Below are 23,562 nucleotides of genomic sequence, written 5' to 3' on the forward strand. Positions count from 1 at the left end.
TCCCCAAACCCGAAGCGACGGGTCGCGATCTGCTCGTGAAAGTCGAGGCGATCTCGGTCAATCCGGTCGACACCAAGGTGCGCGCGCCGAAAGATACCGTCGAAAAGGCGCCGCGCGTGTTCGGCTGGGACGCCGCAGGCACGGTCGTCGCAGCAGGTCCGGACGTGACGCTGTTCAAGGTCGGCGATCCGGTGTTCTATGCGGGCAGCATCACGCGACCGGGCGCGAACAGCGAGTTTCATCTCGTTGACGAGCGGATCGTCGGACGCAAGCCCGCGTCGCTCGATTTCACGCATGCGGCCGCGTTGCCGCTGACGGCCATCACCGCATGGGAAGCGCTGTTCGATCGCCTCGGCGTCTCACCGCAAGGCGCGCACGAGGGGCGCACGGTGCTGATTTTCGGCGGCGCGGGCGGCGTCGGCTCAATCGGCATCCAGCTTGCCAAACAGCTTGCAAAGCTCAAAGTGATCGCGACCGCGTCGCGTCCCGAGTCGGCGAAGTGGGCGACTGAGCTGGGCGCGGATCATGTGGTCGATCACTTCGGCGACATGCCCGCTCAATTGAAGAAACTCGGCATCGAACAAGTCGACTACGTGCTGATGTTCAACGACACGGACAAGAACTTTCCGATCGCGGCCGAGCTCATCAAACCGCAGGGCGGCATCTGCACGATCGTCGAAAACAGCAAGCCGGTGCCGGTCGAGTTGCTGAAGGCGAAGAGCGCCGCGTTTCACTGGGAGTTCATGTTCACGCGTTCGATGTTCGGCACGCCCGACATGATCGAACAGCACAAGCTGCTGACCGAAGTTGCGCGTCTCGTCGATGCCGGCACGTTGCGCACGACCGTCGGGCAACACCTCGGCGCGATCAATGCGGCGAACCTTCGTCGCGCGCATGCTCTGCTCGAAGAAGGACGCGCGATCGGCAAGCTGGTCCTGACCGGCTTCTGATAAAACGCGTCCACGCAAGCGGGGTAACACCCGATGCTCGGGGAGCGCGCGCGGCATCGCTTGGCGGTAGACTGGTGAAGCATCATGCTAAAACGGTTGCGTGTCTCGCGTCTGCTGCCGGCTTCCGCGCGCTTTACCTGGGACCATGCGGGGGCAGCGCACTGACGGGGGCATGCAGCGGCACAACAACGAGGTGACAGTATGAGCTCCAGCTTCAAACTCTCCGCCGTTCCAGTTGTCGCTTCTCTCGCTTGCGTGCTTTCTTGCGGCGTACTCGCGCCTGCGGCTCGGGCGGCCACGCCGATTACGGTGACGTCGCAATCCGCCCTCGACGGTCCGATTCGCTACACGGTGCGCGTCACCTCCAAACAATTCGGCAACTCGCAGGAAACGCGCACCATCCGCTCCGGTCAGTCGGACGACTTCACGTGGAAGACGGTGCCGCCCGGCGGCGCAATTCCTGCGGCGGATGCGTGTCCGAACTACGCGTCGCTGCCGCTCGACTCCAATGGCGCGATGATTCGCCAGACACAGATCCGCCTCGCGCCGGTCGTCGCCGACGACGGCACAGCGACCGTGCAATTGAATTTTCAGGCGCACAAGCCCGATGGCGTGAAGACTGTCACGGCCAATGGAAAATCGCTCAAGTGTCCGAACGATGTCAGCATGAGCCAGGTGCTCCGGTTCACGATGCCGGTGAACGGCAGCACGAAGACGCTGACGCTCAGCGACGGCACGACTGTCGCGATCAGCGCGAAACGCTGACGGTGGTGGAGCGCCGGACCACCATATCGTGAGATGGCAGAAGCTGGTCCGAACCGTTCAACGCCGCACGCCGGCCCGTTCGACCAGCCGCGCCGACAGAAACCGGTGCTCCGCTGAAAAGAGGCGCCGATAGGTGAGCAGCACCGCGCCTACCGTGCCGAGCGCCGACGATGCCGCGATCAGAAACATGATCACGATCTGATAACGCACCGCTTGCAACGGCGACTGGCCGGCCAGCACCTGGCCGGTCATCATGCCGGGCAGGCTGACTACGCCGACCACGGCCATCTGGTTGAGCGTCGGCATCATACCCGCGCGCACCGCCTGACGAGCAGGCGCTTGCGCCGCTTCCCAGCGCGTCGCACCAAGCGCTAACGCCATTTCGACGCGATCTCGCCGGGCGGTCAGCTCCTCGGTCATTCGTTCGATGCCAAGCGAGACGCCGGTGAGCGTATTGCCGAGGATCATGCCGAGAATCGGAATCGCATATTGCGGTTCGTACCAAGGGTGAATGCGGATCACGACGAAGAGCCCGACCGCTGCCACCAGCCACGAACTCACCCAGATCGACAGCACACTGTCCGCGCGCTGTCCCGCGTAGGTGCGGCTGCCGCGCTGCGCTCCGGCAAAGCCGGCGATGAGCGTCATTACGGTCATCAACGGCAGCACCACAAACCAGTGGTCGTAGCGAAATACCCAACCCAGCACATAACCGATCGCGAGCAACTGCACGACGGTGCGCACGGCGGCCCACGCGAGCTTGCGTTCGAGATCGAGCTTGAGCGCCACCGACACCGCGCCGTTCACGACGATCAGCAGCGCCGCGATCGCGACGTCCCAAAGACTCAGGTTTTGCAATGTCATCGGCTGGACGCTCCTTGCTCGGACGTAACGGCGGGCTCGTCGAGGACGCCCGCATGCATCGTGAGATGACGCTCGCTCATGCGAGCAGCTTGTGCCGGATCGTGCGAGACCCAGATCGAAGCGTGCGCGCGGCGATCTGCGTCGAACCATGCCCGCACGAGTCCTTCGATTGCGTGCGACGACTCAGGGTCGAGTGACGCAGTCGGTTCGTCGAGCAGGAGCACTTCGGGGGCGAGTTGCAGTACGCGAATCAGCGCGGTGATTTGCGCTTCGCCGCCTGACAGTTCGCTTGCGCGTTTGCCGAGAAAATCGCCCGCACGGCCAGCCTGCGCGGCCAGATCGGCCGCCTTTTCGCGGTCAAAGCGCGTGTCGCGATACGCGCGCAGTTCGAACGGATAACGCAGATTGTCTTCCACTGTGCCGTCGAGCAGCGCGGGCCGCTGCCGGATATAGGCGACGCTGCGCCGGTAACGCGGAATCGCGGCGCGCGCGACGGACGCGCCATGCCAGACGATCCGTCCGGCGTCGAGCGGATCGAGCAGCGCGAGTGCTCGCAGGAACACGCTCTTGCCTGAGCCCGACGCGCCTGAGATGGCGACGCGGTCGCCGGCATGCAGCGCGAACGTGGTGGACTGGAGCAAGGTCTGGCCGCGCGATGCATCGCGCCGGACGATGCCGTCGGCGAAAACGAAGGGGACATCGGTCATGAAAGCAAGTGGTGCGTAGAGGGCGGGGTGCGCGATGCAGCATCATAAAGTGGACTGAGGCCTGCGGCGAGCCGCCGAGCCTTTGAGCCTCTGAGCCCCAAGCCGCTGAGCCGCTGAGCCGCAACGTGCGCACAAAGCGGGCACAAGATCTGCTGCGCGATCGACAACCAACAAGAAACCATGGAGCCTTTTGATGGCACGGTCGAGCACAATGGGAAGACGGATCGGCAAAATCGTCGCATGGATAGTCGCGATCATCGTCATCCTCGTGGTTGCGCTCACCGTTTTTATTCTCACGTTCGACTGGAATCGTGCGCGACCGTATGTCAATGACAAGGTCACGCAGGCGATCGGTCGGCAGTTCACCATCAATGGGGATCTGAAAGTAGGCTTCCGGCACCCGGCCGGCGAAATCGGCTGGAAAAGCTGGGTGCCTTGGCCGCGCTTCTCGGCGGCCAACATCACGATAGCGAACCCCGACTGGGCGAAGCGCCCGCAGTTCGCGACGCTCGACGAGATCGACTTCCAGGTGAAGGTCCTGCCGCTCATCGCGCACAACATCGTGATTCCGGCGATCAACCTCGTGAATCCTTCGGTCGATCTCGAACGCATGCTCGATGGTCGCAACAACTGGACGTTCCAGCTGCCGTCGTCGAAAACGCCGTCGCAGTGGAAGCTGCAGTTGCACGACATCGTGTTCGCGAAAGGCAATATCGCGCTCTCTGACGAGCAGAAGAAGGTCGACGTGCAGATGGTCGTCGATACGCTCGGTCAGCCAATTCCGATCGGCGAGGCGATGAAGCAGCAGGAGGAGGCGTCGCGCAAGGCATCGGCGGAAGCGGTCGGCAAAGAGGGCGCGAAAAAACTGAGCGCCCAGGCCGATGCGCAGGCGGCGTCGGCGGCCTCGGCCGCTTCCGCGGCGGCGGCTTCAGGCGCTTCTGCAACGGACATCCACGCATCCGGCACGACGGCGGCGACAGGCGCCGCGGGCGGGCTCACCGCGGGCGGTTCGAAGGGCGCAAGCGGCGCGGCGTCCACGGCTGTCGCAGCGGCCGCAGCTGGATCGGGCGCGAGCGGTGCACAAGTGCCGGCGGCATCGAGCGCAAGCGGTGCTAGCGCCGACAGCACGAACGCGGCGCGGGGCGCGCAGCGCGAAGTGCCGCCGTATGCAATCGGTTGGACCTTGAAAGGCACCTATAACAAGACCCCGGTCTTGGGCAGCGGCAAAGTGGGCGGTGTGCTGGCGCTCCAGGACGCCAACCGCCCGTTCCCCGTTCAGGCCGATGTGAAGGCAGGCGATTTGCATGTCGGCCTCGTGGGCACCATCACGGATCCGGCGCATCTTTCGGCCGTCGATATGCGCCTCTGGGTGCAGGGCAGCAGCATGGCCAAACTCTATTCGCTGACCGGCGTGACGTTGCCCGACACGCCGCCCTACGCAACGGAAGGGCGCCTCGTCGGTCAATTCAAGAACACCGGCAACGTCTTCAAGTATGAAAACTTTACAGGCCGCGTAGGCGGCAGCGACCTGAACGGCTCGCTGACCTATACGGCGCGCCGGCCGCGACCGCTGTTGCAGGGCGAACTCGTGTCGCACCTGCTGCAGTTCTCCGATCTCGCGCCGGTGATCGGCGCGGACTCCAACGCGAGCAAGGCCAAGCGCGGGGATGCGGCCAGGCAGCCGTCCGATAAGGTCTTGCCGGTCGAGGAATTCCGCACCGACCGCTGGAAGGCGATCGACGCCGACGTGAAGTTCACCGGCCGGCGCATCGTCAAGAACGCCGATCTGCCGATTACGGATCTCTACACGCACGTCGTGATGACAGACGGCGTGCTGTCGCTCGAGCCGTTGAAGTTCGGCGTAGCCGGCGGCACGCTCGCTTCCAACATTCATCTGGACGGCAGCAGCGCGCCGCTGAAGGGACGCTTCGCGACCTCCGCGCGACATCTGAAGTTAAAGCAGCTGTTCCCGAACTTCAAGACGATGCAAAACGCGCTGGGCGAGATCAATGGCGACGCCGCGCTGACCGCGACAGGCAACTCGCCCGCGGCGCTCGCGGCCACTTCGAACGGCGAAGTGAAGGCGCTCGTCACCGAAGGCACGGTGAGCCGCTTGCTGATGGAAGCCGCGGGCCTGAACGTCGCGAACGTCGTGTATGAAAAGCTGTTCGGCAATCGGGACGTGAAGATCAACTGTGCCGCCGCGGACTTTGTCGCGACCAACGGCGTGCTCGATTCGCGCGTGTTCGCACTCGATACCGACGACGCCGTGATCGACATCGACGGCAACGTCAATCTGCGCGACGAAACCATGGACCTCGGCGTGCATCCGCACACGAAGGGCTTCCGCGTGTTCTCGTTGCGCTCGCCGCTGTATGCGAAGGGCACGTTCAAGGACCCGCACGTCGGTGTGAACGTGGGCGCGCTGGCGTTGCGGGGCGGTGCGGCTGTGGGCCTCGGCCTCATCAATCCATTCGCGGCGCTGCTGCCCTTGCTGGCGCCGAGCAACAACAAGCCGTTGCCGTGCACTCAACTGCTGTCGCAAGTCCGGCAGGCGCCGACGGCGCCGCCGCCGGGCACGAAACAGAAGCCCAAGCCCGCGATTTCGCTCGAAGGGGTGCCGGTCAACAAGCGTTCATCGACCGCGGCTTCGGATGCTTCCGCAGCTTCGGCCCCCGCGCCGACCGGACGCAAGCCCGCGACCGTTTCGCCCGCGAGCGCGGCCGAGTACAAGGGAAGCTGATGCACTTCCTTCTACCTGCGGGCTGGTTCGACTGGACCCTTGGCGGCGGCTTTTCGTTCGTTTTTCTATGGCTGATTAGCGTGCCGTCTACATAGCACGGCGAACGCAGGGCCGGCGTAAGCGCGATGATGTAGCACAGGCGTGACGAGTTCGCGGGAGCGAAGCTCGCCGCGCGATCATACTGTGACCACTGCATGACCGAAGCATGAGCGAAGCATGAGCGCAGCGTGGTCACCGTATGACCACGCCGTGCAAGGGAGGGTGAGAGGTTCCGCCTAGCGCAACGACCGCGGCGTTGCGTCGCCCGCCGCATCTTGCCGGCGAACTCCGCGACGCGCACCGACGCTTGTCGCGCCAAACTCGGTCAGGATCTTGCCGCGAGCGCGGCTCGCAAATACCAGGAATCCGAAGCCGTCCGCTTCATACCAGTAACCGCCGTTCTCAAGACCGTCGAGCGGCTGTTCCAGTGCATTCGTGATGGATTCGATGCAGCGCCGCCGCAATTCGGCCGCGGCCGGGTAAGGAGGATGTGCGCCGCGCACGCTGCATAGAAGCACGTCGAGACCGGGCAACACATGTGCATAAAGAACCGGCTCGTCTTGCGCGCGAGCGCGCGCAATTTTGGTGTCGAGTTGACCGAAGGGCTTGAAATGCCGTAGTACCGCGAGGAACGACTCATCGCCGTCCACCTTCGCGCGTCTACGCTTTTTCGGGAAGGACATAAAAATTCGCCTGAAAAAGAATTGCAAGAAACGCAGCGTCCTCATGCGACAACTCCCGGCTTCGCGCGCCGCACGTCGATCTTTTATAGCATACGACAAGGCCGGATTCACGATGATTCGACGACTCCGCCGCCTCACCGACTCCCGCACGAATCATGCCGAACCGCCTCGCCGCGCGCCTTCGCATTCCAGCACATCTGACTCCATCATAGACGCACGACGCGCCGAAAAAACATCTTGCACCAATAAAAAAGTCATTTTTATGTGGGCGCGGGCATCTTGCGCTCACGTTGAAATATTGCCGATTCACGTCGATAATGGCCCGTCTGGCTGGCGGGTTCCCGCAAGCTGCCGCTGCGTGAACGACCTTCGGGCGAACATGAAATTATTCACCAAGGGCCTGCTGCTGATCGCAGTGCCCAGCCTGGTGGAGCTGGCGCTTCTTGGCGTCGTCTTCGATACTCAGGAGCAGACAGCCCAAGCCGCGCAATGGGTCACCAATAGCAAGCAGATTCTTTACCAGTCATCGGCAATTGTCGATCCGCTGCTGCGCGAGGCGGCTCGGGTTCGTACCGGCATTGTGATCGGCGATCCGTCGTTGCTCGAGCGGCATACGGTGTGGATCGACGTAAGCGACCGTCTGTCGAAGCTCGACGCCCTGGTTGCCGATACGCCGCAGCAGGTCGAGCGGGTTCATAAGATGAAGCGCGCAATCGACGCATATCGCGCGCAGACCGTAATGATTTCGCAGGCGTTGCGTGACGGGCGCAATCTGCAATCGCTCGCCGCGCTCGAGAGTGGTGCGTTGCCGCAGCCAGTCGCCGCATTTCGCGACGAACTCGCGGCCTTTGGCGAAGAAGCTTCGCGTCTCGATGCTGAGCGCTCGGCGGCTCTCGTGCGGCGTCGCGAGCATCAGCAATATGCGCTGATCACCGCAGTGATCGGCTCCATGCTGATCTGGGCCGGTACCGCAGTCGTGTTTGCGCGCAGCATCGGGCGGCGCCTCGAAGTGCTGACCGATAACGCGGAGCGCCTTGGCAACGGGCGGCCGCTTGCCGCGCGCCTGTCCGGTAACGACGAAATCGCGGCGCTCGACGCCGTGCTGCATCAGACCGGCGCGCGACTGCGCGAGGCGGAGGCCGAGCAGGCGTCGCTCAAGAAGCGTCTTGAAGCGCGTGCGCAGGAACTGGCTGGCGTCAATGAGGAACTGCGCCAGGAGACGCAAGACAACGAAATGTTTATCTACAGCGTATCGCATGACTTGCGCTCGCCGCTCGTGAACCTGCAAGGTTTTTCGAAGGAGTTGCAGGTCTCGTGCGATGAGCTGGACAGCATCGTCGTCGAAGGGCGGCTGCCGGCAGCGGAACAAAAACGTATGGCGCATATTCTCGACGGCGATGTGCGCGAATCCTTGCAATACTTGCGTAGTGCGGTCACGCGGGCTGCGGCGATCATCGAAGCGCTGTTGCGAATTTCGCGTGCCGGCCGGCTCGAATATCAATGGCAACGGGTCAGCGTCGCGCGCGTGGTGGCGCGCGTCGCCGAGACCTTGCAACGCGCCATCGAGGAGCGCGGCGCGGTTGTTACCGTGCGCGATCTGCCGCCGGCATGGGGCGACCCGGCCGCGATCGAACAGATCTTCAGCAACCTGATTGGCAACGCGTTGAATTATCTGGACCCCGCGCGCAACGGACGCATTGAGATCGGTGCGCTCGAACCGGAGCCCGTCGATGAAAACGGGCCGCGCGCGATTCGCATGCGCACGTACTATGTGCGCGACAACGGACTGGGCATTCCGGCCGCTTATATGTCGAAGGTGTTTCGAGCATTTCAGCGTCTGCACGGCGATGTAGCGAACGGCGACGGAGTCGGTCTGGCGGTCGTGCGGCGCACCGTGGAGCGACATGGCGGGCGTGTGTGGGTGGAGTCCGCGCAAGGCGCTGGATCGACGTTTTTCGTGGTGTTGCCGGAGCAGCCCGCGCGGCCATGAACTGCGCCGGGCGCAGTGCGAACAGTGGCACTGACCTGCATGAACCGGTTGGAACCGACAGAATGGAGGGCATATGAGTCACGGGGAGACGGTCAGCATCATTCTGATCGAAGACGACGACGGCCATGCCACGCTCGTCGAGCGCAATCTGCGCCGTGCCGGCATTTCGAACGGCTTCGTGCGCTTTCGCGACGGTCAGCAGGCGCTCGATTATTTTTTCGGCACAGATGCGGCCGACGGCGCCGCTGCAGCGGGCGGTAGCGTCGCAAGCCGTCATGCCAATGCCGAAGATCTGAGGAATTCCGTCGTACTGCTGGACCTGAAGATGCCGCGCGTCGATGGCTTCGAGGTGTTGCGGCGTCTGAAGGAGTCGCCGCACACGGCGCCCGTGCCCGTGATCGTGCTCACCACCACAGACGACCCCCGCGAAATCGCGCGATGCTATGAACTCGGCTGCAATGTCTACATTACGAAACCGGTCGAGTACGATGCGTTTATTGAAGCAGTACGTCGCCTCGGTTTCTTCCTGCAGGTGGTCAAGCTGCCGTCCGGGCATCGCTTCACTGCGTCATCATGACGTGACAGCAATGCCACATACTCTCCAGACCTACTGACCGCGACTCGCGCATGACTGAAGAAGTGTCCCCGCCGCCCGCAGCATGCATTCTCGTCGTCGATGACGACGAGGGCATCTTGCGGCTTGCGCGCAAGTCGCTCGAACGCGCCGGCTGCCGGGTTGCGGTCTGCGCAAGCGTCGAGGCGGCTCGTGAGCGGCTCGCGGACGGCGGCCTGGACCTGCTCGTGCTCGACTATCAACTGAGCGGGCCGCAAACCGGCCTCGACTTTTTCCGCCGGTTGCGTTCGGAAGGCGTGCGGATTCCGGCCATCCTCGTGACAGGTTTTACAGACGAGTCGCGCGTAATCGAGGCGTTGCGCGCCGGCGTGTCCGACGTAGTGCCCAAGTCGGGCGATTACCTCGATTACCTGCCCGAAGCAGTGGAGCGCGTTCTGTCGCAAGTGCGCTTGCAGCGTGCGTCGGAAGAAGCATTGCTGCTGCGTGACCGCGAGCAGCATTACCGCAACCTGTCGGAGACGCTGCCGCACCTCGTGCTCACCTGCAATGCGTCCGGCGACTGCGATTTTCTGTCGAAGCAGTGGTACGACTACACCGGCCTTGGCGAGAACAGTTCGCATGGGTTGGCCTGGCTCGACGCCGTGCATCCGGACGATCGCGAAGAAGTTCGCCGCAGCTGGCTAAAAGCGGTGGCAAGCAATGCGGGCACTTATCGGCACGAGCTGCGCATACGCCGCCACGACGGCGAGTATCGCTGGTTCGATGCGCGCATGGTCGCGACGCGCAACGCTGAAGGCAACTTCAGCAAATGGTTCGGCAGTTGCACAGATGTTCATTCGGAACGCGAAGCCATGCAGGAGCGTGAACGGCTTCTCGCTTCTGAACAGGCGGCGCGGCAGACCGCCGAAGAAGCGAATCGCGCGAAAGACCGCTTCCTCGCGATGCTCTCGCACGAGTTGCGCACACCGCTCACACCTGTACTGGCCGGTGCAAGCGTGCTCGAGATGATTCCCGACCTGCCGGATCAGGCGCGCTCCAGCGTGCGCATGATCCGCCGCAATGTCGAACTGGAGGCGCGTCTGATCGACGATCTGCTCGACCTTACGCGCGTGGCCAACGGCAAGCTGCGCCTGTCGCTCGAAACGGTCGACGTGCACGAGGTGATAGACAGCGTGCTCGAGCTTTTCCGCAGCGAGATCCAGGTCAAGCAGCAGGACGTGCATGTGCACAAGGACGCGCAGCATCACTACGTGCTTGCCGATCGCGCGCGCCTGCAGCAGATGCTATGGAACCTGATTCGCAACGCCGCGAAGTTCACGCCTGACGGTGGACACATCTACGTGCGCACGCGCGATGAGCGCATGCATGTGCAGATCTGCGTCGAAGACACGGGCATCGGCATCGAGCCGGAACAGATCGGCAAGCTGTTCAACGCGTTCGAGCAGGGCGATCAGAACATGACGCGGCAGTTCGGCGGGCTAGGACTCGGCCTCGCGATCACGAAGGCGCTAACGGACGTGCATGGCGGCACGGTCACGGCCCAAAGCCCAGGGCCGCATTGCGGCGCGACGTTCACGATCACGCTGCCGACCGCGGCGGCGCCCGCGCAAAGGTTGCAGGCAGTATTGCCCGAACATGTGCATCCCGCCGGCGTGCTGAACATTCTGCTGATCGAGGATCACGTGGATACGGCCGAGGTCATGGCGCAGCTCATTCGCACGCTCGGCCACGACGTTACGACGGTCGGCCGTGTGGACGACGCGCTGGCCGCCACGCAGTTGCAGGAATTCGATCTGGTTATCAGCGACGTCGGCTTGCCCGACGGCACGGGCCTCGACTTCATCATGGCGTATCGCGAGCATTGGGATGCGCCCGCGGTTGCGCTGACCGGTTTTGGCACCGACGAAGATGTACGCCGCTGCCTTGCCGCTGGTTTCACCTCGCATTTGACGAAGCCGGTCAATTTCGCGCAGCTTGAAGCGATGATCGAGAGCGCGATCAATCTGAAAGCACGAAAGCAGGCGTAAGGCGTGACGCGAATTGCGAAGTCGCGAAATCGCAGAACAACTGCTGTGAGCGGGTATCAAAAGCAAAGGCCTGTTGCGAGTGCATCGCAACAGGCCTTTTTACTGGGTGAATATTGCGAGGGCGCTTCGCCTCACCGCCGTCCTAGCGCGGCGAGTTCTTCAGCGAGTCGCGGATCTCACGCAACAGCAGCACGTCTTCGGGCGGCGGCGGCGGTTCGGACGGCGCGGCATCGGCCGGCTTGCGCAGATTGTTGATGAACTTCACCATCAGGAAAATGATGAACGCGAGGATGACGAAGTTAATGGCCACGGTAATGAACGAGCCGTAACCGAAGACCGCAACGCCCGCCGTCTGCAAGTCTTTATACGACTCGGGACTGCCTTTGAAGCTCGCGGGAATGTCGCCGAGTCGAATGAATTTGTTCGAAAAGTCGAGGCCGCCCGTAGCGACGCCGACCACCGGCATGATCAGGTCTTTCACAACTGAATTGACGATGGTGGAGAACGCGCCGCCGATGATGACACCCACCGCGAGATCCATCACGTTGCCTTTAAGGGCAAATTCCTTGAATTCCTTGATCATGCTCATAGGGTTTCCTCCTGGATATCGATGACCAAATCATACCAATCTCAGACAGATAGGCCAGCCCTTCGGCCTGGAAAACCCAAAAAGGCGAGAGCTGTTTCTTACGTCGGAAACTGTGACATGCCCTGGCGAGCGCGTTCGATATGCGCAGAAAAAGTGACCGGGTCCGTGTTCGTGCCGCACAGCAGGACGCCCACGCGTTTGCCCTGCAGCTTCTCGCGAAGCGGTCCTAGCAGCGCTGCCGTCGCAGCGGCGCAGGCGGGTTCGACGGCGAGCTTCAGTTGTCCGAACAACGTGAGCATGGCCGCGCAGAGTTGGTCGTCTGAAACCGTCACGAGTTCGTCGATATGGCGACGGCACAACTCATAGCTGTATTCCTCGGTATGCGGCGCCATCAATGAATCCGCGATGCCGTGCATGTGGCCCATCTTGACCGTGTGATTGGCGGCGAAGCTTTTTCCCATTGCATCGGCGCCTTCGGGCTCGACACCGAACACGTGCACGCCCGGATTCGCGAGCCGCATGGCCGTGGCCACTCCGGCCGCGAGACCGCCGCCGCCGATCGGCACGATCACGGCTTCGAGGTCGGGCGTTTGCGTGCTCCATTCATAGCCGAGCGTGGCGGAGCCGAGCACCGTGCGATAACCGTTGAACGGGTGCACGAAGTAGCGGCCTTCTTCGGCCTCGATGCGGCGCACGAGTTCGAAAGCTTCCGCAAGATCTTCGGCGAAGACGATTTCCGCGCGATATTGCCGGCACAGAGCGACGCGCGCCGGATTGGCCGCGCGAAACAGCACCACCTTCGCGCTGATGCCGAGCCGCATGGCCGCATACGCGACGGCCACGGCATGGTTGCCGCCCGACACGCACGTGACGCCCGCGCTGCGTTGTGTTTCGTCGAGGGCAAGCAGGTTCGTGAACGCGCCACGCGCCTTGAAGCTGCCGCCCGCTTGCAGCAGTTCGAACTTGAAGTTCACCACCGTGCCTTCGAGCGACGCGAAGTCGAGCCTGTCGAACACCGGCGTTCGAGCCACCCACGGCGTCAGCGCAAAGTGCTGCGCGGCGATGTCGTCGAGAGTGGGGATCGGCTCGCCGTCGATCGTGTGGTCGGTGTGCTGCGGCGTGGCGGTTGACATGGGCGTGGGCGAGATTGGCTAGAAGCGGGCGATGGTGAAAGTATGGTTTCTCGTTGCTCAGGCGGCGGTTTCAGTGCGCATGCGCTTCGACGGACATGCTGTGAATGAACTTGTGCAAGAAGCGTTCACACTGCACGAGTTGATCCAGAGCGACGAATTCATTCGCCTTGTGCGCCTGCTGAATGTCGCCCGGCCCGCACACGATGCTCGGAATACCCGCCAGCGAAAAGAGCCCGGCTTCCGTGCCGTAAGCCACCTTGCGCTTGTCCTGGTCCGCTGTCAGCGCACGCACGAGTTGCGTGATAGCTGCCTGCTCCGAGGAATCGAGTCCGGGTGCCGCGGCGATCTTCGTAATCTCGATTGCCGCCAATGGATGCTCGCGCAACATTTTCGGCAACAGTGTTTCGCGTGCGTACTGGTCGATACGCGCGAAGATCGGCTCGGGATCGAGCGTGGGCAGATTGCGGAATTCGAACTGGAATTTGCACTCGGCCGGCACCGTGTTGATCGCGTTGCCGCCGACGATCGTGCTGGTTTGCGCGGTGGTGAACGGCACGTCGTACAGTTCGTCGAACGGGCCTTGCTCGCGGAACTGATCGGCCATGTCGCGGATATAACAGATGAGTCGCGCCGCGTATTCGATCGCATTCAAGCCTTTCGGCGTGAGCGACGAGTGCGCCGCCTGGCCGCGCACGCAGCACTGGTAGGCGTTGATGCCCTTGTGCGCCACGATGGGCCGCATGCTCGTCGGCTCGCCCACGATACAGCCGTCCGGCTTCACGCCGCGTTTCATCAGGTCGGCGATCAGGAGCGGCGCGCCTGCACAGCCCACTTCTTCGTCGAATGAAAGCGCGAAGTGAATCGGCTTGGCGAGCTTCGTGCGCTGCATGTCGGGCACGAGCGCAAGCGCGGCGCCGATAAAGCCCTTCATGTCGCAAGTGCCGCGGCCATAAAGCTTGTCACCACGAATTTCCGGCTTGAACGGATCGCTGTCCCATTGCTGACCGTCGACGGGCACCACGTCGGTATGGCCCGACAACACCACGCCGCCATTCGTTTCGCCGTCGTGGGCAGGGATCGTGGCGAACAGGTTGGCCCATTTGCCGCTGGCGTCGTGCGTGAGCGTGCCTTCAATGCCGAGCGCGCGCAATTCGTCGCGCACGGTTTCAATCAGACCGAGATTCGGATTGCGGCTTACCGTGTCCATCGACACGAGACGGGTGACCCAGGGAAGCGAGACAGGCGTAGTGCCAGAGGCGGAATCGGACGAAGCAGTTGCGGATGTTTGCGAGGACTGCGCTGAAGCAGCGACATGAGACATGACAAGACTCCGGCATTTGAGTCTTTCGATCATACCCAAAAATAGCCGCCCCGTATGCTGCGGCGCGCGTTTTGCGCGCCGCAGCATTGCGGGAAAACGCTAGACGTACCGCGTTTTTCTAACGGGCCGCGGCCGCCGCTGCCGTGCCCCGGCTTGGCGAGCCCAACGCCCGCAACGTTTCCTTGACGGTAGCCACCCGCACAGCAAAATCGGGACTGCGTGTTTCGATACGCAGCTTGTCCTGACCCGCCAGTTTGATGTGCTTGTGCTTCTGCACCATCTCGATGATACGCATCGCGTCGATTGGCGGATTCGGAATGAATTGCAGACCGATCACCGCTTCGCCCGCGTCGATCTTCGAGATGCCCAATGGCTTGGCCGCCAGTCTCAGACGATGCGTCTCCACGAGTGCATGCGCTTGCGGCGGCAACTTGCCGAAGCGATCGATCAGTTCTTCCTGAATGCCGTCGATTGCATCGCTGTGCTCGCAATTCGCGAGGCGCTTGTACAGCGACAGACGCTCCTGCACGTCGCCGCAATAGTCGGCGGGAAGAATCGCCGGCGCGTGCAGGTTGATCTCTGTCGTGGCGGCGAGCGGCGCGGTGAGGTCGGGCTCCTTGCCGTCCTTGAGCGCCTTCACTGCGTCGTTGAGCATGTCGGTGTAAAGCTGGAAGCCGATCTCGTGAATCTCGCCCGACTGCTTGTCGCCGAGCACTTCGCCCGTGCCGCGAATCTCCAGATCGTGCATGGCCAGATAGAAGCCCGAGCCGAGTTCTTCCATCTGCTGGATCGCTTCCAGACGGCGTTGCGCCTGCTTGGTCAGCCCTTGCGGATCGTGCACGAGCAGATACGCGTACGCCTGGTGATGCGAGCGTCCCACGCGTCCGCGCAGTTGATGCAGTTGCGCGAGGCCGAACTTGTCCGAGCGATGAATCAGGATCGTGTTCGCGCTCGGCACGTCGATGCCGGTTTCGATAATCGTCGTGCACAGCAACACGTTCGCGCGTTGCGCGACGAAGTCACGCATCACGCGTTCGAGTTCGCGCTCGTGCATCTGCCCGTGTGCGACCGCGATGCGTGCTTCGGGGACGAGCGCTTCGAGCATTTGCCGGCGATTCTCGATCGTCTCGACTTCGTTGTGCAGGAAGTACACCTGGCCGCCGCGTTTCAGTTCGCGCAACATCGCTTCGCGAATCACGCTTTCTTCCTCGCGACGCACGAACGTTTTGATCGCCAGACGCTTTTGCGGCGCGGTCGCGATAACAGAAAAGTCGCGCAGGCCTTCGAGCGCCATGCCGAGCGTACGCGGGATCGGCGTGGCGGTGAGCGTGAGAACATCCACTTCCGCGCGCAATGCCTTGAGCGCCTCTTTCTGCCGCACGCCGAAGCGATGTTCCTCGTCGATGATCACGAGTCCGAGCCGCTTGAACTGCACGTCCGACGACAGCAGCTTGTGTGTGCCGATCACAATGTCGACGCTGCCTTCGTTGATCTGCTGGATCGCCGCGTTGACTTCCTTGGTCGACTTGAAGCGCGACAGTTCGGCGATTCGCACGGGCCAGTCGGAGAAGCGGTCCGTGAAGGTCTGCGTGTGCTGTTCGGCGAGGAGCGTAGTGGGCGAGAGCAGCGCGACCTGCTTGCCGCCCATGACAGCAATAAACGCCGCGCGCAGCGCAACTTCGGTCTTGCCGAAGCCCACGTCGCCACAAACGAGGCGGTCCATTGGCTTGCCGCTCGTCATGTCGCCGATCACGGCTGCGATCGCCGCGGCCTGGTCGGGCGTTTCCTCGAAGCCAAAGCTCTCGGCGAACTTCACGTAGTCTTTCGGCTCGAGCGCGAACGCGTGGCCCGAGCGGGCGGCGCGGCGCGCGTACAGATTGAGCAGTTCGGCGGCGGTGTCGCGAATCTGCTGCGCGGCCTTGCGTTTGGCCTTTTCCCATTGACCCGAGCCGAGCGAATGCAACGGCGCGCTTTCGGGATCGGCACCGCTGTAGCGCGAAATCACATGCAACTGCGCGACCGGCACGTAGAGCTTGCTGTCGCCGGCGTATTCAAGATGCAGAAACTCGGTCTCGCCTTCGCCGAGGTCCATGGTGACGAGGCCCATATAACGGCCTATGCCGTGCTGCGAGTGCACGACCGGATCGCCCACCTTGAGCTCCGACAGGTCGCGCACCATCGAATCGACGTTGCTCGCCTGTTCCTGGCGGCGGCGACCGGCGCGCCGCGCGAGCGGCCCATAAAGCTCGGTTTCGGTGATGATCGCGATGCCGTCAACGGGGACCGCAAAGCCGTTCGCGAGCGGCGCGACGCCGAGCGAAAAAGGCGCGTCGCCCGTCAACCAGTCCTGGAAGCTGTCGCTCGACGCGGGCTTCAGATGGTTGTCCGCGAGCAGTTGCAACAGCGTTTCGCGCCGACCCGCCGATTCGGCAGCGAACAGGACGCGGTTCGCCGTGGTGTCGAGGTAGGTGCGCAACGCCGATACGGGATCTTCCGCGTGACGGTCGATGGCGAGATTCGGCAGCGGGGTGGACCAGCCGCCGCCCGCGTTGGCCGGCAGCACGAGCCGCGCGAACGGTTTCGCGAGCGTGAAGAAGTCTTCGTCCGACAGGAACAGCCGCTGCGGCTCGAGAATGGGCCGGTCGCGGTCGTGCGACAGGAAGTTGTAGCGCTGCTTGGTGTCGTTGCCAAAGCGCCGGATTGCCGCGTCCAGATCGCCGATGAACGCCAGTTGCGCGCCTTGGGGCAAATAGTGGAACAGCGTGGCGGTGTCGTCGAAGAAAAGCGGCAAATAATATTCGATGCCCGCCGACGGCACGCCGTTACCGATGTCCTTATAGATCGACGCGCGGCTCGGATCGCCTTCGAAGGTCTCGCGCCAGCGGCTGCGAAACGCGGTGCGCGCGGCTTCGTCGAACGGAAACTCGCGGCCAGGCAGCAGGCGCACGTCTTTCACCGGATACAGGCTGCGCTGCGTGTCGGGGTCGAACGCACGGATCGAGTCGACCTGGTCGTCGAACAGGTCGATCCGGTACGGCAACGGCGAACCCATTGGATAAAGGTCGAGCAGCGAGCCGCGCACGCAGTACTCGCCCGGACGCACCACCTGGCTCACGTGTTCGTAGCCGGCCAGCGTGAGCTGGGCTTTGAGCTTCGCCTCGTCGAGGCGCTCGCCCTGGGAGAACGAAAACGTGTAGGCCGCAAGAAACGACGCCGGCGGCATCCGGTACAACGCCGTGGTGGCGGGCACGAGCAGGATGTCGCAACGGCCTTCGCCGAGATCGTGCAGCGTGGCGAGGCGCTCTGAAACGAGATCCTGGTGCGGCGAAAAGGTGTCGTAAGGCAGCGTTTCCCAGTCGGGCAACAGACGCACGCGCGCCTGCGGCGCGAAAAAGCCGATTTCCTGCGACAGGCGCTGCGCGTCCACGGCGCTTTCGCACACGACGGCGAGCAGCGGCACCTTCTCACGGTAGGCGAGATGGTAGCGGGCGATCAGCAGCGCGTCGGACGAGCCGTGCGTGCCGTCGAAGGCGAAACGCTGGCCGGCTTTGACGAGCGCGACGGGCGGGGCGTACTGCGATGATGCGGCGATGTCTGGCATAGAAGAGAAAAGGCGGCCTCGGGCTCACACGGACGGCCAAGTTTACGCGTGTCGGGGCGTGGATGCGAAGGACCTATTATAAAATCCGTCCTTTACTTTGACCTCGCGGCATCCGCACTCGTGACTTCCCGTCTATTTGCCCTGATTCCGTGCGCAGGCACCGGCAGCCGTTCCGGCGCCGCGATGCCCAAACAATATCGCACTGTGGCCGGCCGCGACATGTTGCATTATTCGCTCGCCGCGTTCGACGCCTGCAGTGAGTTTGCACAAACGCTCGTCGCGATCGCGCCTGACGACCAGCACTTCGACGCGCGCCGCTTCGGCGGCTTGCGTTTTGCCGTGCGCCGGTGCGGCGGGGCGTCGCGCCAGGCGTCGGTGCTCAACGGCCTGCATGCGCTCACCGAATTCAACGCGCGCGACGACGACTGGGTGCTCGTGCACGACGCGGCGCGGCCGGGCATCACGCCTCACCTGATCCGCACGCTGACGGGCGCGCTCAGGGACGATGCCGTAGGCGGCATCATGGCGTTGCCGGTTGCGGACACGTTAAAGCGCATCGACAAGGCATCAGCGGACGGACGCATTGCGCGCACCGAATCGCGCGACGGCCTGTGGCAGGCGCAAACGCCGCAGATGTTCCGCATCGGCATGTTGCGCGAAGCGATCTTGCGCGCGCAGGCCGACGGCCACGATCTGACCGACGAAGCGAGCGCAATCGAATGGGCCGGGCATGCGCCGAAGCTGGTGCAAGGCAGCTTGCGAAACTTCAAGGTGACGTATCCAGAAGACTTCGATCTCGCCGAGGCGATTCTGCTGCGCAGTTCGGCATCGTGATGAGTGATTTCATTTTTAGTGAACGGATTTGAGGACTTGACGCAGATGGATTTCAGAATTGGGCAAGGGTATGACGTGCATGCGCTAGTGCCGGGGCGTCCGTTGATTATCGGCGGCGTGACGATTCCGTACGAGCGCGGCTTGCTCGGCCATTCGGATGCCGACGTGCTGTTGCACGCGATCACCGACGCTCTGTTCGGCGCCGCCGCGATGGGCGATATCGGCCGTCATTTCTCCGATACGGATGCGAAGTTCGCCGGCGCCGACAGCCGCGTTTTGCTGCGGGAGTGCGTGGCTCGCGTGAAGGCAGCGGGCTTTGCGATTGCGAACGTGGACAGCAGCGTGGTGGCGCAGGCGCCCAAGCTCGCACCGTATATCGAAGGCATGCGCGCGAACATTGCCGCCGACCTCGGCCTGCCGGCGGACAAGGTCAATGTCAAAGCCAAGACCAATGAGAAGCTTGGCTATCTCGGGCGAGGCGAGGGCATAGAAGCACAAGCCGTGGTGTTGCTGATCAAGGGTTGATGCACCCGTTGGCATTGACGCATCAGGTGGCGCGCGGCGGCGGCTAAGCGCGCCGCTGCGCCGCTGCCCACGGTCAAGGCGAGGCAAACCCGCAAGCCGCTAGCTTATTCAGCGGCAATGCACTGCGCAGCCGCATTGACCACTGCCGCGATGCGGCCCACGTCGCGCAACTGCGTCGCGCTCATGCCTTCGGCGATCAACGTGTCGAAGTGCGACTTCACGCAGAAGTGACACTTGCCGATGATCGAAGCGGCCAGCGCATACATCTCGAAGCGCCGCTTGTCCACGCCGCCATGCGACGCATAGGCGTTCATGCGTAACTGCGCCGGTTGCGATTTCAGGTCCGCGTTCTCCGCCATCTCGACATACGGATACCAGACGTTGTTCATGCCCATCAACGCGGCGGCCGTCAGCGCGCCGTTCGTCTCTTCAGGAGACAGCACGCCCGCGTTGCGTATTGCGTTGACGATTACGTTGCTTTTGGCGGCGAAAGCGGCGGCCAGCGCGACGCCGACCGCGTCGTTGCCTTCGAGCGACGAACGCGCAATTGTGCCGTCCAGGTTCAGGCGGATGTCTTTCGCGTAGTCGGGTATGAGCGCCTTAATGGAAGACAAGAATTCCATTGTCATCTCCTATCGGGTTGTCGATAAAAAAGCCCGCGGCTTTTTCAAGCGTGGCGGGCTCGGGCCGGCACGGCTTACAGCGTTGCGCCGCCGACTGCGCGGTTGCACGGACAGAGTTCGTCCGTCTGCAAGCCGTCGAGAATACGCAGCACTTCTTCGGGATTACGGCCCACGTTCAGGTTGTTGACCGACACGTGCTGGATCGTGTTGTCCGGATCGACGATGAACGTTGCGCGCAGCGCCACGCCCGCTTCCTTGTCGCGCACGCCGAGCTGGTCGATCAACTCGCCCTTCACGTCGCCGAACGAATAATGGTTCAGCTTGCTCAGATCCTTATGCTCGCGGCGCCACGCGAGCTTCACGAACTCATTGTCGACGCTGCCGCCCAGCAGCACGGCGTCGCGCTCTTCGAAGTCTTTCGCCAGCTTGCCGAACTCGACGATTTCCGTGGGGCACACGAACGTGAAATCCTTCGGGTAGAAGTAGATGATTTTCCACTTGCCCGGGAACGACTGCTCCGTGATTTCTTCGAACGCCGAGGCGCCGTTTTCCTCGTGATTGTTGAAGCCAGGCTTGGCAGCGGTGACGGTGAACGCTTCGAGTTTGTCGCCAACGGTTTTCATGCGAGTGCTCCTTCGTGTGTTGGAAAAAAAGCATGCTGAGGCTACCAGCGCGTCATCACGAGCGCGTGACAGGCTTTTCACTATAGCTCTATTGAACTATCGCCTCAATAGTTTTTTTCTAACGACCCGGATAGTTATTATTCAACGGAGCGGGCATTGAGAGTGCGTGGGTCGTGCGTGGCCGACGTGCGCTGTGACGCGGGCGCCGGCCGCAATTCTCTTACGCGCCCTTGGCAAGGGGAAACTCGATGGTGACTTCGAGACCTGGGCCGGGCGTGCGATTACGCAACCGCAGCGCGCCCCGATAACGGCCGACGAGCCGCTGCACGATCGCCATGCCGAGACCCGTGCCGTTCGCCTGAGTGCGCGCCGAATTCACGCGATAGAAGGGGCGCGTGACGAGCGCCAGTTGATCCTCCGGGATGCCGGGGCCTTCGTCCACCACCGACAGCTCCACGCGTGAATGCGACACACGCGTTTCCAGGATCACGTGCGGGATGCCGTCGCCATCGCTCAAACCATACTTGCGCGCGTTCTCCAGCAGATTGCCGACGACGCGCCGCATATCCGTTTCGTCGGCTTCGATCACCGCCGACGGCGCGAGCCGCGTAATCAGCCGCATGCTGTCCTCGCTTTGCATGCGCGCGGCGAGTTCGCTCGCGATTACGGACAGATCGACGGGTTCCGGCACGCGCTGCACGGGGCGCGCGTAGTCGAGAAAGCGGCCGATGATCATGTCCATCTGCTCGATGTCGTCGACCATTGCGTCTTTGGTGCTTTGGTCCGACGGACTCATTTCCGTTTCGAGCCGCAGCCGCGCGAGCGGCGTGCGCAGGTCGTGGGAAATGCCGGCGAGCATCAGCGCGCGGTCGGCTTCGAGCTGTTCGAGATCCTGAACCATCTGGTTAAAACTGCGATTGGTTTCAGCGGCCACGCCCATGCCACGCTCGGGCAGCGGTTCAGGCGACTGCCCGGAGCCGACCTTGCGCGCGGCCATCGCGAGACGGGCGAACGGGCGATTCACGAGACTCGTGATGAAGGCTGCGCCGAAGAGCGACAGCGCCAGCGCGAACACGCCCCAGCCGGCCCATTGCAGGCCGGTCGCGTTGTCGAGCTGATCGCGGTCGAGCGCGACCCAGTAATCGTCGTCGTCGATCTTGAAGCTGATCCAGACGCCGGGAATGTCGTTGACGCTTTGCGCGATCACCGTGTCGTCGCCGAGCCGGCCGCGAATGTCGTGTTCGATCAGCCGGTTCAGCGACTCGTCGGGCTGGAGCTTGTACTTGTCGGTTGTTTCGCGCGGGTACACGCGCACCCCTTCATTGCTTTCCAGATCTTGCAGCAATGCGCGACGCAGATCGGGATCGGAATAGAGGAGTGCGGTGCGCGTGAGCTTCACGATCGCGACGAGCTGCAACGCCACGCGCTGCGCGCGCGGCTCGCGTTCGATCACCCGGAAGCTCTGGAACCACGCGGCGAGACTCACTGCGATCAACAGCGCGATCAACAGAAAGGTCCGCCAGAAAAGGCCGCCGAACGCGAGCGTCAGGAGGCGCCGGTCGATCCGCATGGGCCCTTCTTCTTATCTGAAAGCAAAAGCAGGAGGTGTGAACAAACTCAGGCTGCGCCGTCGGGAATGAACACGTAACCCAGACCCCAAACGGTCTGGATGAAGCGCGGGCTGCCCGGGTCGGGTTCAATCAGCTTGCGCAGACGGGAAATCTGCACGTCGAGGCTGCGGTCGAACACTTCATACTCGCGGCCGCGAGCCAGTTCCATCAGCTTTTCGCGCGACAGCGGCTGGCGCGGATGACGCGCGAACACCTTGAGCACGGAGAACTCGCCCGTGGTCAGCGGAATTTCCTGGCCGGCCTTGGTGAGCGTCCGGGTGGCGAGATTCAGCGCGAACTCGCCGAACTCGAAGACTTCGGTAGTTTCCGACGGCGCGCCCGGCAGTTCGGACGGCGACTGACGGCGCAACACCGCGTGGATTCGCGCGACGAGTTCACGTGGATTGAAGGGCTTCGGCAGATAGTCGTCCGCACCCATTTCAAGGCCGACGATACGGTCGACGTCTTCGCCCTTGGCCGTCAACATGATGATCGGCGTACGGTCGTTGCTGCCGCGCAGGCGCCGGCAGATGGAAAGGCCGTCCTCGCCCGGCAGCATGAGGTCGAGCACAAGCAGATCGAACCGCTCACGCACCCAGAGCTTGTTCATGGATGGCGCATTCTCGGCTACGTACACATTGAAGCCTTGCTCGCCGAGGTAACGGCGCAGCAGATCGCGCAGTCGCGGATCGTCGTCGACGACGAGGATTTTCGAAGGGTTTTTAGTTTCCATGGTCGGCATCTTAGCGCGATTAGAAAGTGGTGCGCGTTCGCATCATTTATCGAGTTACAGTCAGTTACAAAATTTACCCGCACTGTGGCACGACGTAAAGCGGTGGCAGTTAGACTCCTTTACTGAATGCGGCTGTTCGGTGGATACTTCACTCGACTAAAACCCACGCGCCCGGCTCGTTACCGGGTTTGTCATACGCATTTGAGGTAGCCGGTTGCCGCGCCACGAAGGGAACAACATGAAGGGAGGGGTCTGGCCGAATGTGCGCCTGAGCGTGATTGCACTGGCGGTTGCCGGTTCACTCGCAGGCACATTGGGACCGACGCTCGCCCACGCCCAGCCTTCGGCCGACAGAGCTGCGAGCGAGCGCGCGTCCAGGGCAGGTAACTCAAAGGCAAGCCGTCACAGTTCCATCGTTGAGCGCCCTGCATCAGACGCCATGTTGCGTACCGCAGTTCCCCCTGATCTCGATCAACGTCGGCGTGACGGACATATGACGCCAGACGAACGTCGTTTGTTGAGACAGCATATCGAAGACGCTGTCCGCGAGCTTTACAAACGGTAAACGCTTGGCCTGCGTTGTGGGCGCGGGTTGTTCTCGATCTCGCGTTGCCTCATGTGCCGCTTT

Annotated in this window: 20 protein-coding genes; 9 read left to right on the forward strand and 11 right to left on the reverse strand. The window is 62.8% G+C overall.

Features of this window, described 5'->3' with window-relative positions:
• Together ACTJLB_RS24440 and ACTJLB_RS24445 are read left to right on the forward strand one after the other, a co-directional pair.
• A partial coding sequence (locus ACTJLB_RS24440) for a zinc-binding alcohol dehydrogenase family protein (RefSeq protein ID WP_440784743.1) occupies window positions 1–950 on the forward strand: 950 nt, incomplete at its 5' end.
• Between the two features lie 201 nt (window positions 951–1,151).
• Window positions 1,152–1,715 carry a DUF6013 family protein gene (locus tag ACTJLB_RS24445; protein WP_020065879.1) on the forward strand — a complete coding sequence of 188 codons (564 nt, stop codon included), beginning with the start codon at window positions 1,152–1,154 and terminating at the stop codon, window positions 1,713–1,715.
• Between the two features lie 57 nt (window positions 1,716–1,772).
• Here the strand turns inward: ACTJLB_RS24445 and ACTJLB_RS24450 are convergent, their stop codons facing one another.
• On the reverse strand, window positions 1,773–2,579 hold the full coding sequence (locus tag ACTJLB_RS24450) for an ABC transporter permease (RefSeq protein ID WP_087753289.1): 807 nt from the start codon (window positions 2,577–2,579) through the stop codon (window positions 1,773–1,775).
• Window positions 2,576–3,286, reverse strand: coding sequence for an ABC transporter ATP-binding protein (locus ACTJLB_RS24455; protein WP_408200469.1), 711 nt, complete (start codon window positions 3,284–3,286; stop codon window positions 2,576–2,578). The genes ACTJLB_RS24450 and ACTJLB_RS24455 overlap by 4 nt, the downstream gene beginning before the upstream one ends.
• Before the next feature lie 193 nt (window positions 3,287–3,479).
• Here ACTJLB_RS24455 and ACTJLB_RS24460 point away from each other — a divergent pair, with 193 nt between their 5' ends.
• The gene (locus ACTJLB_RS24460) at window positions 3,480–6,029 is read left to right on the forward strand and encodes an AsmA family protein (RefSeq protein WP_440784744.1); all 2,550 of its coding nucleotides are present in this window, start codon (window positions 3,480–3,482) and stop codon (window positions 6,027–6,029) included.
• Between the two features lie 275 nt (window positions 6,030–6,304).
• Here the strand turns inward: ACTJLB_RS24460 and ACTJLB_RS24465 are convergent, their stop codons facing one another.
• Window positions 6,305–6,796 carry a hypothetical protein gene (locus ACTJLB_RS24465; RefSeq protein WP_440784745.1) on the reverse strand — a complete coding sequence of 164 codons (492 nt, stop codon included), beginning with the start codon at window positions 6,794–6,796 and terminating at the stop codon, window positions 6,305–6,307.
• A 334-nt stretch (window positions 6,797–7,130) separates the two neighbouring features.
• Here ACTJLB_RS24465 and ACTJLB_RS24470 point away from each other — a divergent pair, with 334 nt between their 5' ends.
• The 3 genes from ACTJLB_RS24470 (at window position 7,131) to ACTJLB_RS24480 (ending at window position 11,342) form a co-directional block, all read left to right on the forward strand.
• Window positions 7,131–8,741, forward strand: a complete 1,611-nt coding sequence (locus ACTJLB_RS24470) for a sensor histidine kinase (RefSeq protein ID WP_440784746.1) — start codon at window positions 7,131–7,133, stop codon at window positions 8,739–8,741.
• A gap of 73 nt (window positions 8,742–8,814) precedes the next feature.
• Entirely contained in the window at window positions 8,815–9,318 is a 504-nt protein-coding gene (locus tag ACTJLB_RS24475; protein WP_020065885.1) for a response regulator, read from the forward strand.
• A gap of 50 nt (window positions 9,319–9,368) precedes the next feature.
• Entirely contained in the window at window positions 9,369–11,342 is a 1,974-nt protein-coding gene (locus ACTJLB_RS24480) for a hybrid sensor histidine kinase/response regulator (protein WP_020065886.1), read from the forward strand.
• Between the two features lie 142 nt (window positions 11,343–11,484).
• On the opposite strand, the gene mscL is transcribed toward ACTJLB_RS24480, so the two are convergent.
• The 4 genes from mscL to mfd form a co-directional block, all read right to left on the reverse strand.
• A complete protein-coding gene (gene mscL, locus ACTJLB_RS24485) occupies window positions 11,485–11,931 on the reverse strand; it encodes a large conductance mechanosensitive channel protein MscL (RefSeq protein ID WP_020065887.1) in 447 nt (148 codons plus the stop codon).
• Window positions 11,932–12,029: 98 nt separating this feature from the next.
• Window positions 12,030–13,064: a threonine/serine dehydratase gene (locus tag ACTJLB_RS24490; protein ID WP_020065888.1), complete on the reverse strand. Its 1,035-nt coding sequence runs from the start codon at window positions 13,062–13,064 to the stop codon at window positions 12,030–12,032.
• 70 nt (window positions 13,065–13,134) lie between these two features.
• Window positions 13,135–14,385, reverse strand: a complete 1,251-nt coding sequence (gene argE / locus ACTJLB_RS24495) for an acetylornithine deacetylase (RefSeq protein ID WP_440784747.1) — start codon at window positions 14,383–14,385, stop codon at window positions 13,135–13,137.
• Window positions 14,386–14,503: 118 nt separating this feature from the next.
• Complete coding sequence (gene mfd, locus ACTJLB_RS24500) at window positions 14,504–17,986, reverse strand: transcription-repair coupling factor (RefSeq protein ID WP_440784748.1); 3,483 nt, start codon at window positions 17,984–17,986, stop codon at window positions 14,504–14,506.
• Between the two features lie 120 nt (window positions 17,987–18,106).
• On the opposite strand from mfd, the gene ispD reads away from it, so the two are divergent.
• Both ispD and ispF read left to right on the forward strand, forming a co-directional pair.
• A complete protein-coding gene (gene ispD / locus ACTJLB_RS24505) occupies window positions 18,107–18,820 on the forward strand; it encodes a 2-C-methyl-D-erythritol 4-phosphate cytidylyltransferase (protein ID WP_440784749.1) in 714 nt (237 codons plus the stop codon).
• A 45-nt stretch (window positions 18,821–18,865) separates the two neighbouring features.
• Entirely contained in the window at window positions 18,866–19,345 is a 480-nt protein-coding gene (ispF, locus tag ACTJLB_RS24510) for a 2-C-methyl-D-erythritol 2,4-cyclodiphosphate synthase (RefSeq protein ID WP_440784750.1), read from the forward strand.
• A gap of 104 nt (window positions 19,346–19,449) precedes the next feature.
• On the opposite strand, the gene ACTJLB_RS24515 is transcribed toward ispF, so the two are convergent.
• From ACTJLB_RS24515 to ompR, 4 genes are all read right to left on the reverse strand, one after another.
• Window positions 19,450–19,968: a carboxymuconolactone decarboxylase family protein gene (locus ACTJLB_RS24515; protein WP_020065893.1), complete on the reverse strand. Its 519-nt coding sequence runs from the start codon at window positions 19,966–19,968 to the stop codon at window positions 19,450–19,452.
• Between the two features lie 74 nt (window positions 19,969–20,042).
• Entirely contained in the window at window positions 20,043–20,591 is a 549-nt protein-coding gene (locus ACTJLB_RS24520) for a peroxiredoxin (RefSeq protein WP_020065894.1), read from the reverse strand.
• A gap of 220 nt (window positions 20,592–20,811) precedes the next feature.
• A complete protein-coding gene (locus ACTJLB_RS24525; protein WP_020065895.1) occupies window positions 20,812–22,161 on the reverse strand; it encodes an ATP-binding protein in 1,350 nt (449 codons plus the stop codon).
• A 47-nt stretch (window positions 22,162–22,208) separates the two neighbouring features.
• Window positions 22,209–22,943, reverse strand: coding sequence for an osmolarity response regulator transcription factor OmpR (ompR, locus tag ACTJLB_RS24530; RefSeq protein ID WP_006048917.1), 735 nt, complete (start codon window positions 22,941–22,943; stop codon window positions 22,209–22,211).
• 229 nt (window positions 22,944–23,172) lie between these two features.
• Between ompR and ACTJLB_RS24535 the strand changes: the two genes are divergently transcribed.
• Entirely contained in the window at window positions 23,173–23,499 is a 327-nt protein-coding gene (locus ACTJLB_RS24535) for a hypothetical protein (protein WP_027804286.1), read from the forward strand.
• Window positions 23,500–23,562: the final 63 nt, after the last annotated feature.

This window comes from Paraburkholderia sp. 22098, from assembly GCF_052045935.1.
Taxonomy (GTDB): Bacteria; Pseudomonadota; Gammaproteobacteria; order Burkholderiales; family Burkholderiaceae; genus Paraburkholderia; species Paraburkholderia caledonica.

What these genes read in the sequence shown, in the direction of transcription:
- ACTJLB_RS24445 (WP_020065879.1), top strand. Translation starts at nt 1,152, where the DNA reads ATGAGCTCCAGCTTCAAACTCTCCGCCGTTCCAGTTGTCGCTTCTCTC.
- ACTJLB_RS24450 (WP_087753289.1), bottom strand. Translation starts at nt 2,579, where the DNA reads ATGACATTGCAAAACCTGAGTCTTTGGGACGTCGCGATCGCGGCGCTG.
- ACTJLB_RS24455 (WP_408200469.1), bottom strand. Translation starts at nt 3,286, where the DNA reads ATGACCGATGTCCCCTTCGTTTTCGCCGACGGCATCGTCCGGCGCGAT.
- ACTJLB_RS24460 (WP_440784744.1), top strand. Translation starts at nt 3,480, where the DNA reads ATGGCACGGTCGAGCACAATGGGAAGACGGATCGGCAAAATCGTCGCA.
- ACTJLB_RS24465 (WP_440784745.1), bottom strand. Translation starts at nt 6,796, where the DNA reads ATGAGGACGCTGCGTTTCTTGCAATTCTTTTTCAGGCGAATTTTTATG.
- ACTJLB_RS24470 (WP_440784746.1), top strand. Translation starts at nt 7,131, where the DNA reads ATGAAATTATTCACCAAGGGCCTGCTGCTGATCGCAGTGCCCAGCCTG.
- ACTJLB_RS24475 (WP_020065885.1), top strand. Translation starts at nt 8,815, where the DNA reads ATGAGTCACGGGGAGACGGTCAGCATCATTCTGATCGAAGACGACGAC.
- ACTJLB_RS24480 (WP_020065886.1), top strand. Translation starts at nt 9,369, where the DNA reads ATGACTGAAGAAGTGTCCCCGCCGCCCGCAGCATGCATTCTCGTCGTC.
- mscL (WP_020065887.1), bottom strand. Translation starts at nt 11,931, where the DNA reads ATGAGCATGATCAAGGAATTCAAGGAATTTGCCCTTAAAGGCAACGTG.
- ACTJLB_RS24490 (WP_020065888.1), bottom strand. Translation starts at nt 13,064, where the DNA reads ATGTCAACCGCCACGCCGCAGCACACCGACCACACGATCGACGGCGAG.
- argE (WP_440784747.1), bottom strand. Translation starts at nt 14,385, where the DNA reads ATGTCTCATGTCGCTGCTTCAGCGCAGTCCTCGCAAACATCCGCAACT.
- mfd (WP_440784748.1), bottom strand. Translation starts at nt 17,986, where the DNA reads ATGCCAGACATCGCCGCATCATCGCAGTACGCCCCGCCCGTCGCGCTC.
- ispF (WP_440784750.1), top strand. Translation starts at nt 18,866, where the DNA reads ATGGATTTCAGAATTGGGCAAGGGTATGACGTGCATGCGCTAGTGCCG.
- ACTJLB_RS24515 (WP_020065893.1), bottom strand. Translation starts at nt 19,968, where the DNA reads ATGGAATTCTTGTCTTCCATTAAGGCGCTCATACCCGACTACGCGAAA.
- ACTJLB_RS24520 (WP_020065894.1), bottom strand. Translation starts at nt 20,591, where the DNA reads ATGAAAACCGTTGGCGACAAACTCGAAGCGTTCACCGTCACCGCTGCC.
- ACTJLB_RS24525 (WP_020065895.1), bottom strand. Translation starts at nt 22,161, where the DNA reads ATGCGGATCGACCGGCGCCTCCTGACGCTCGCGTTCGGCGGCCTTTTC.
- ompR (WP_006048917.1), bottom strand. Translation starts at nt 22,943, where the DNA reads ATGCCGACCATGGAAACTAAAAACCCTTCGAAAATCCTCGTCGTCGAC.
- ACTJLB_RS24535 (WP_027804286.1), top strand. Translation starts at nt 23,173, where the DNA reads ATGAAGGGAGGGGTCTGGCCGAATGTGCGCCTGAGCGTGATTGCACTG.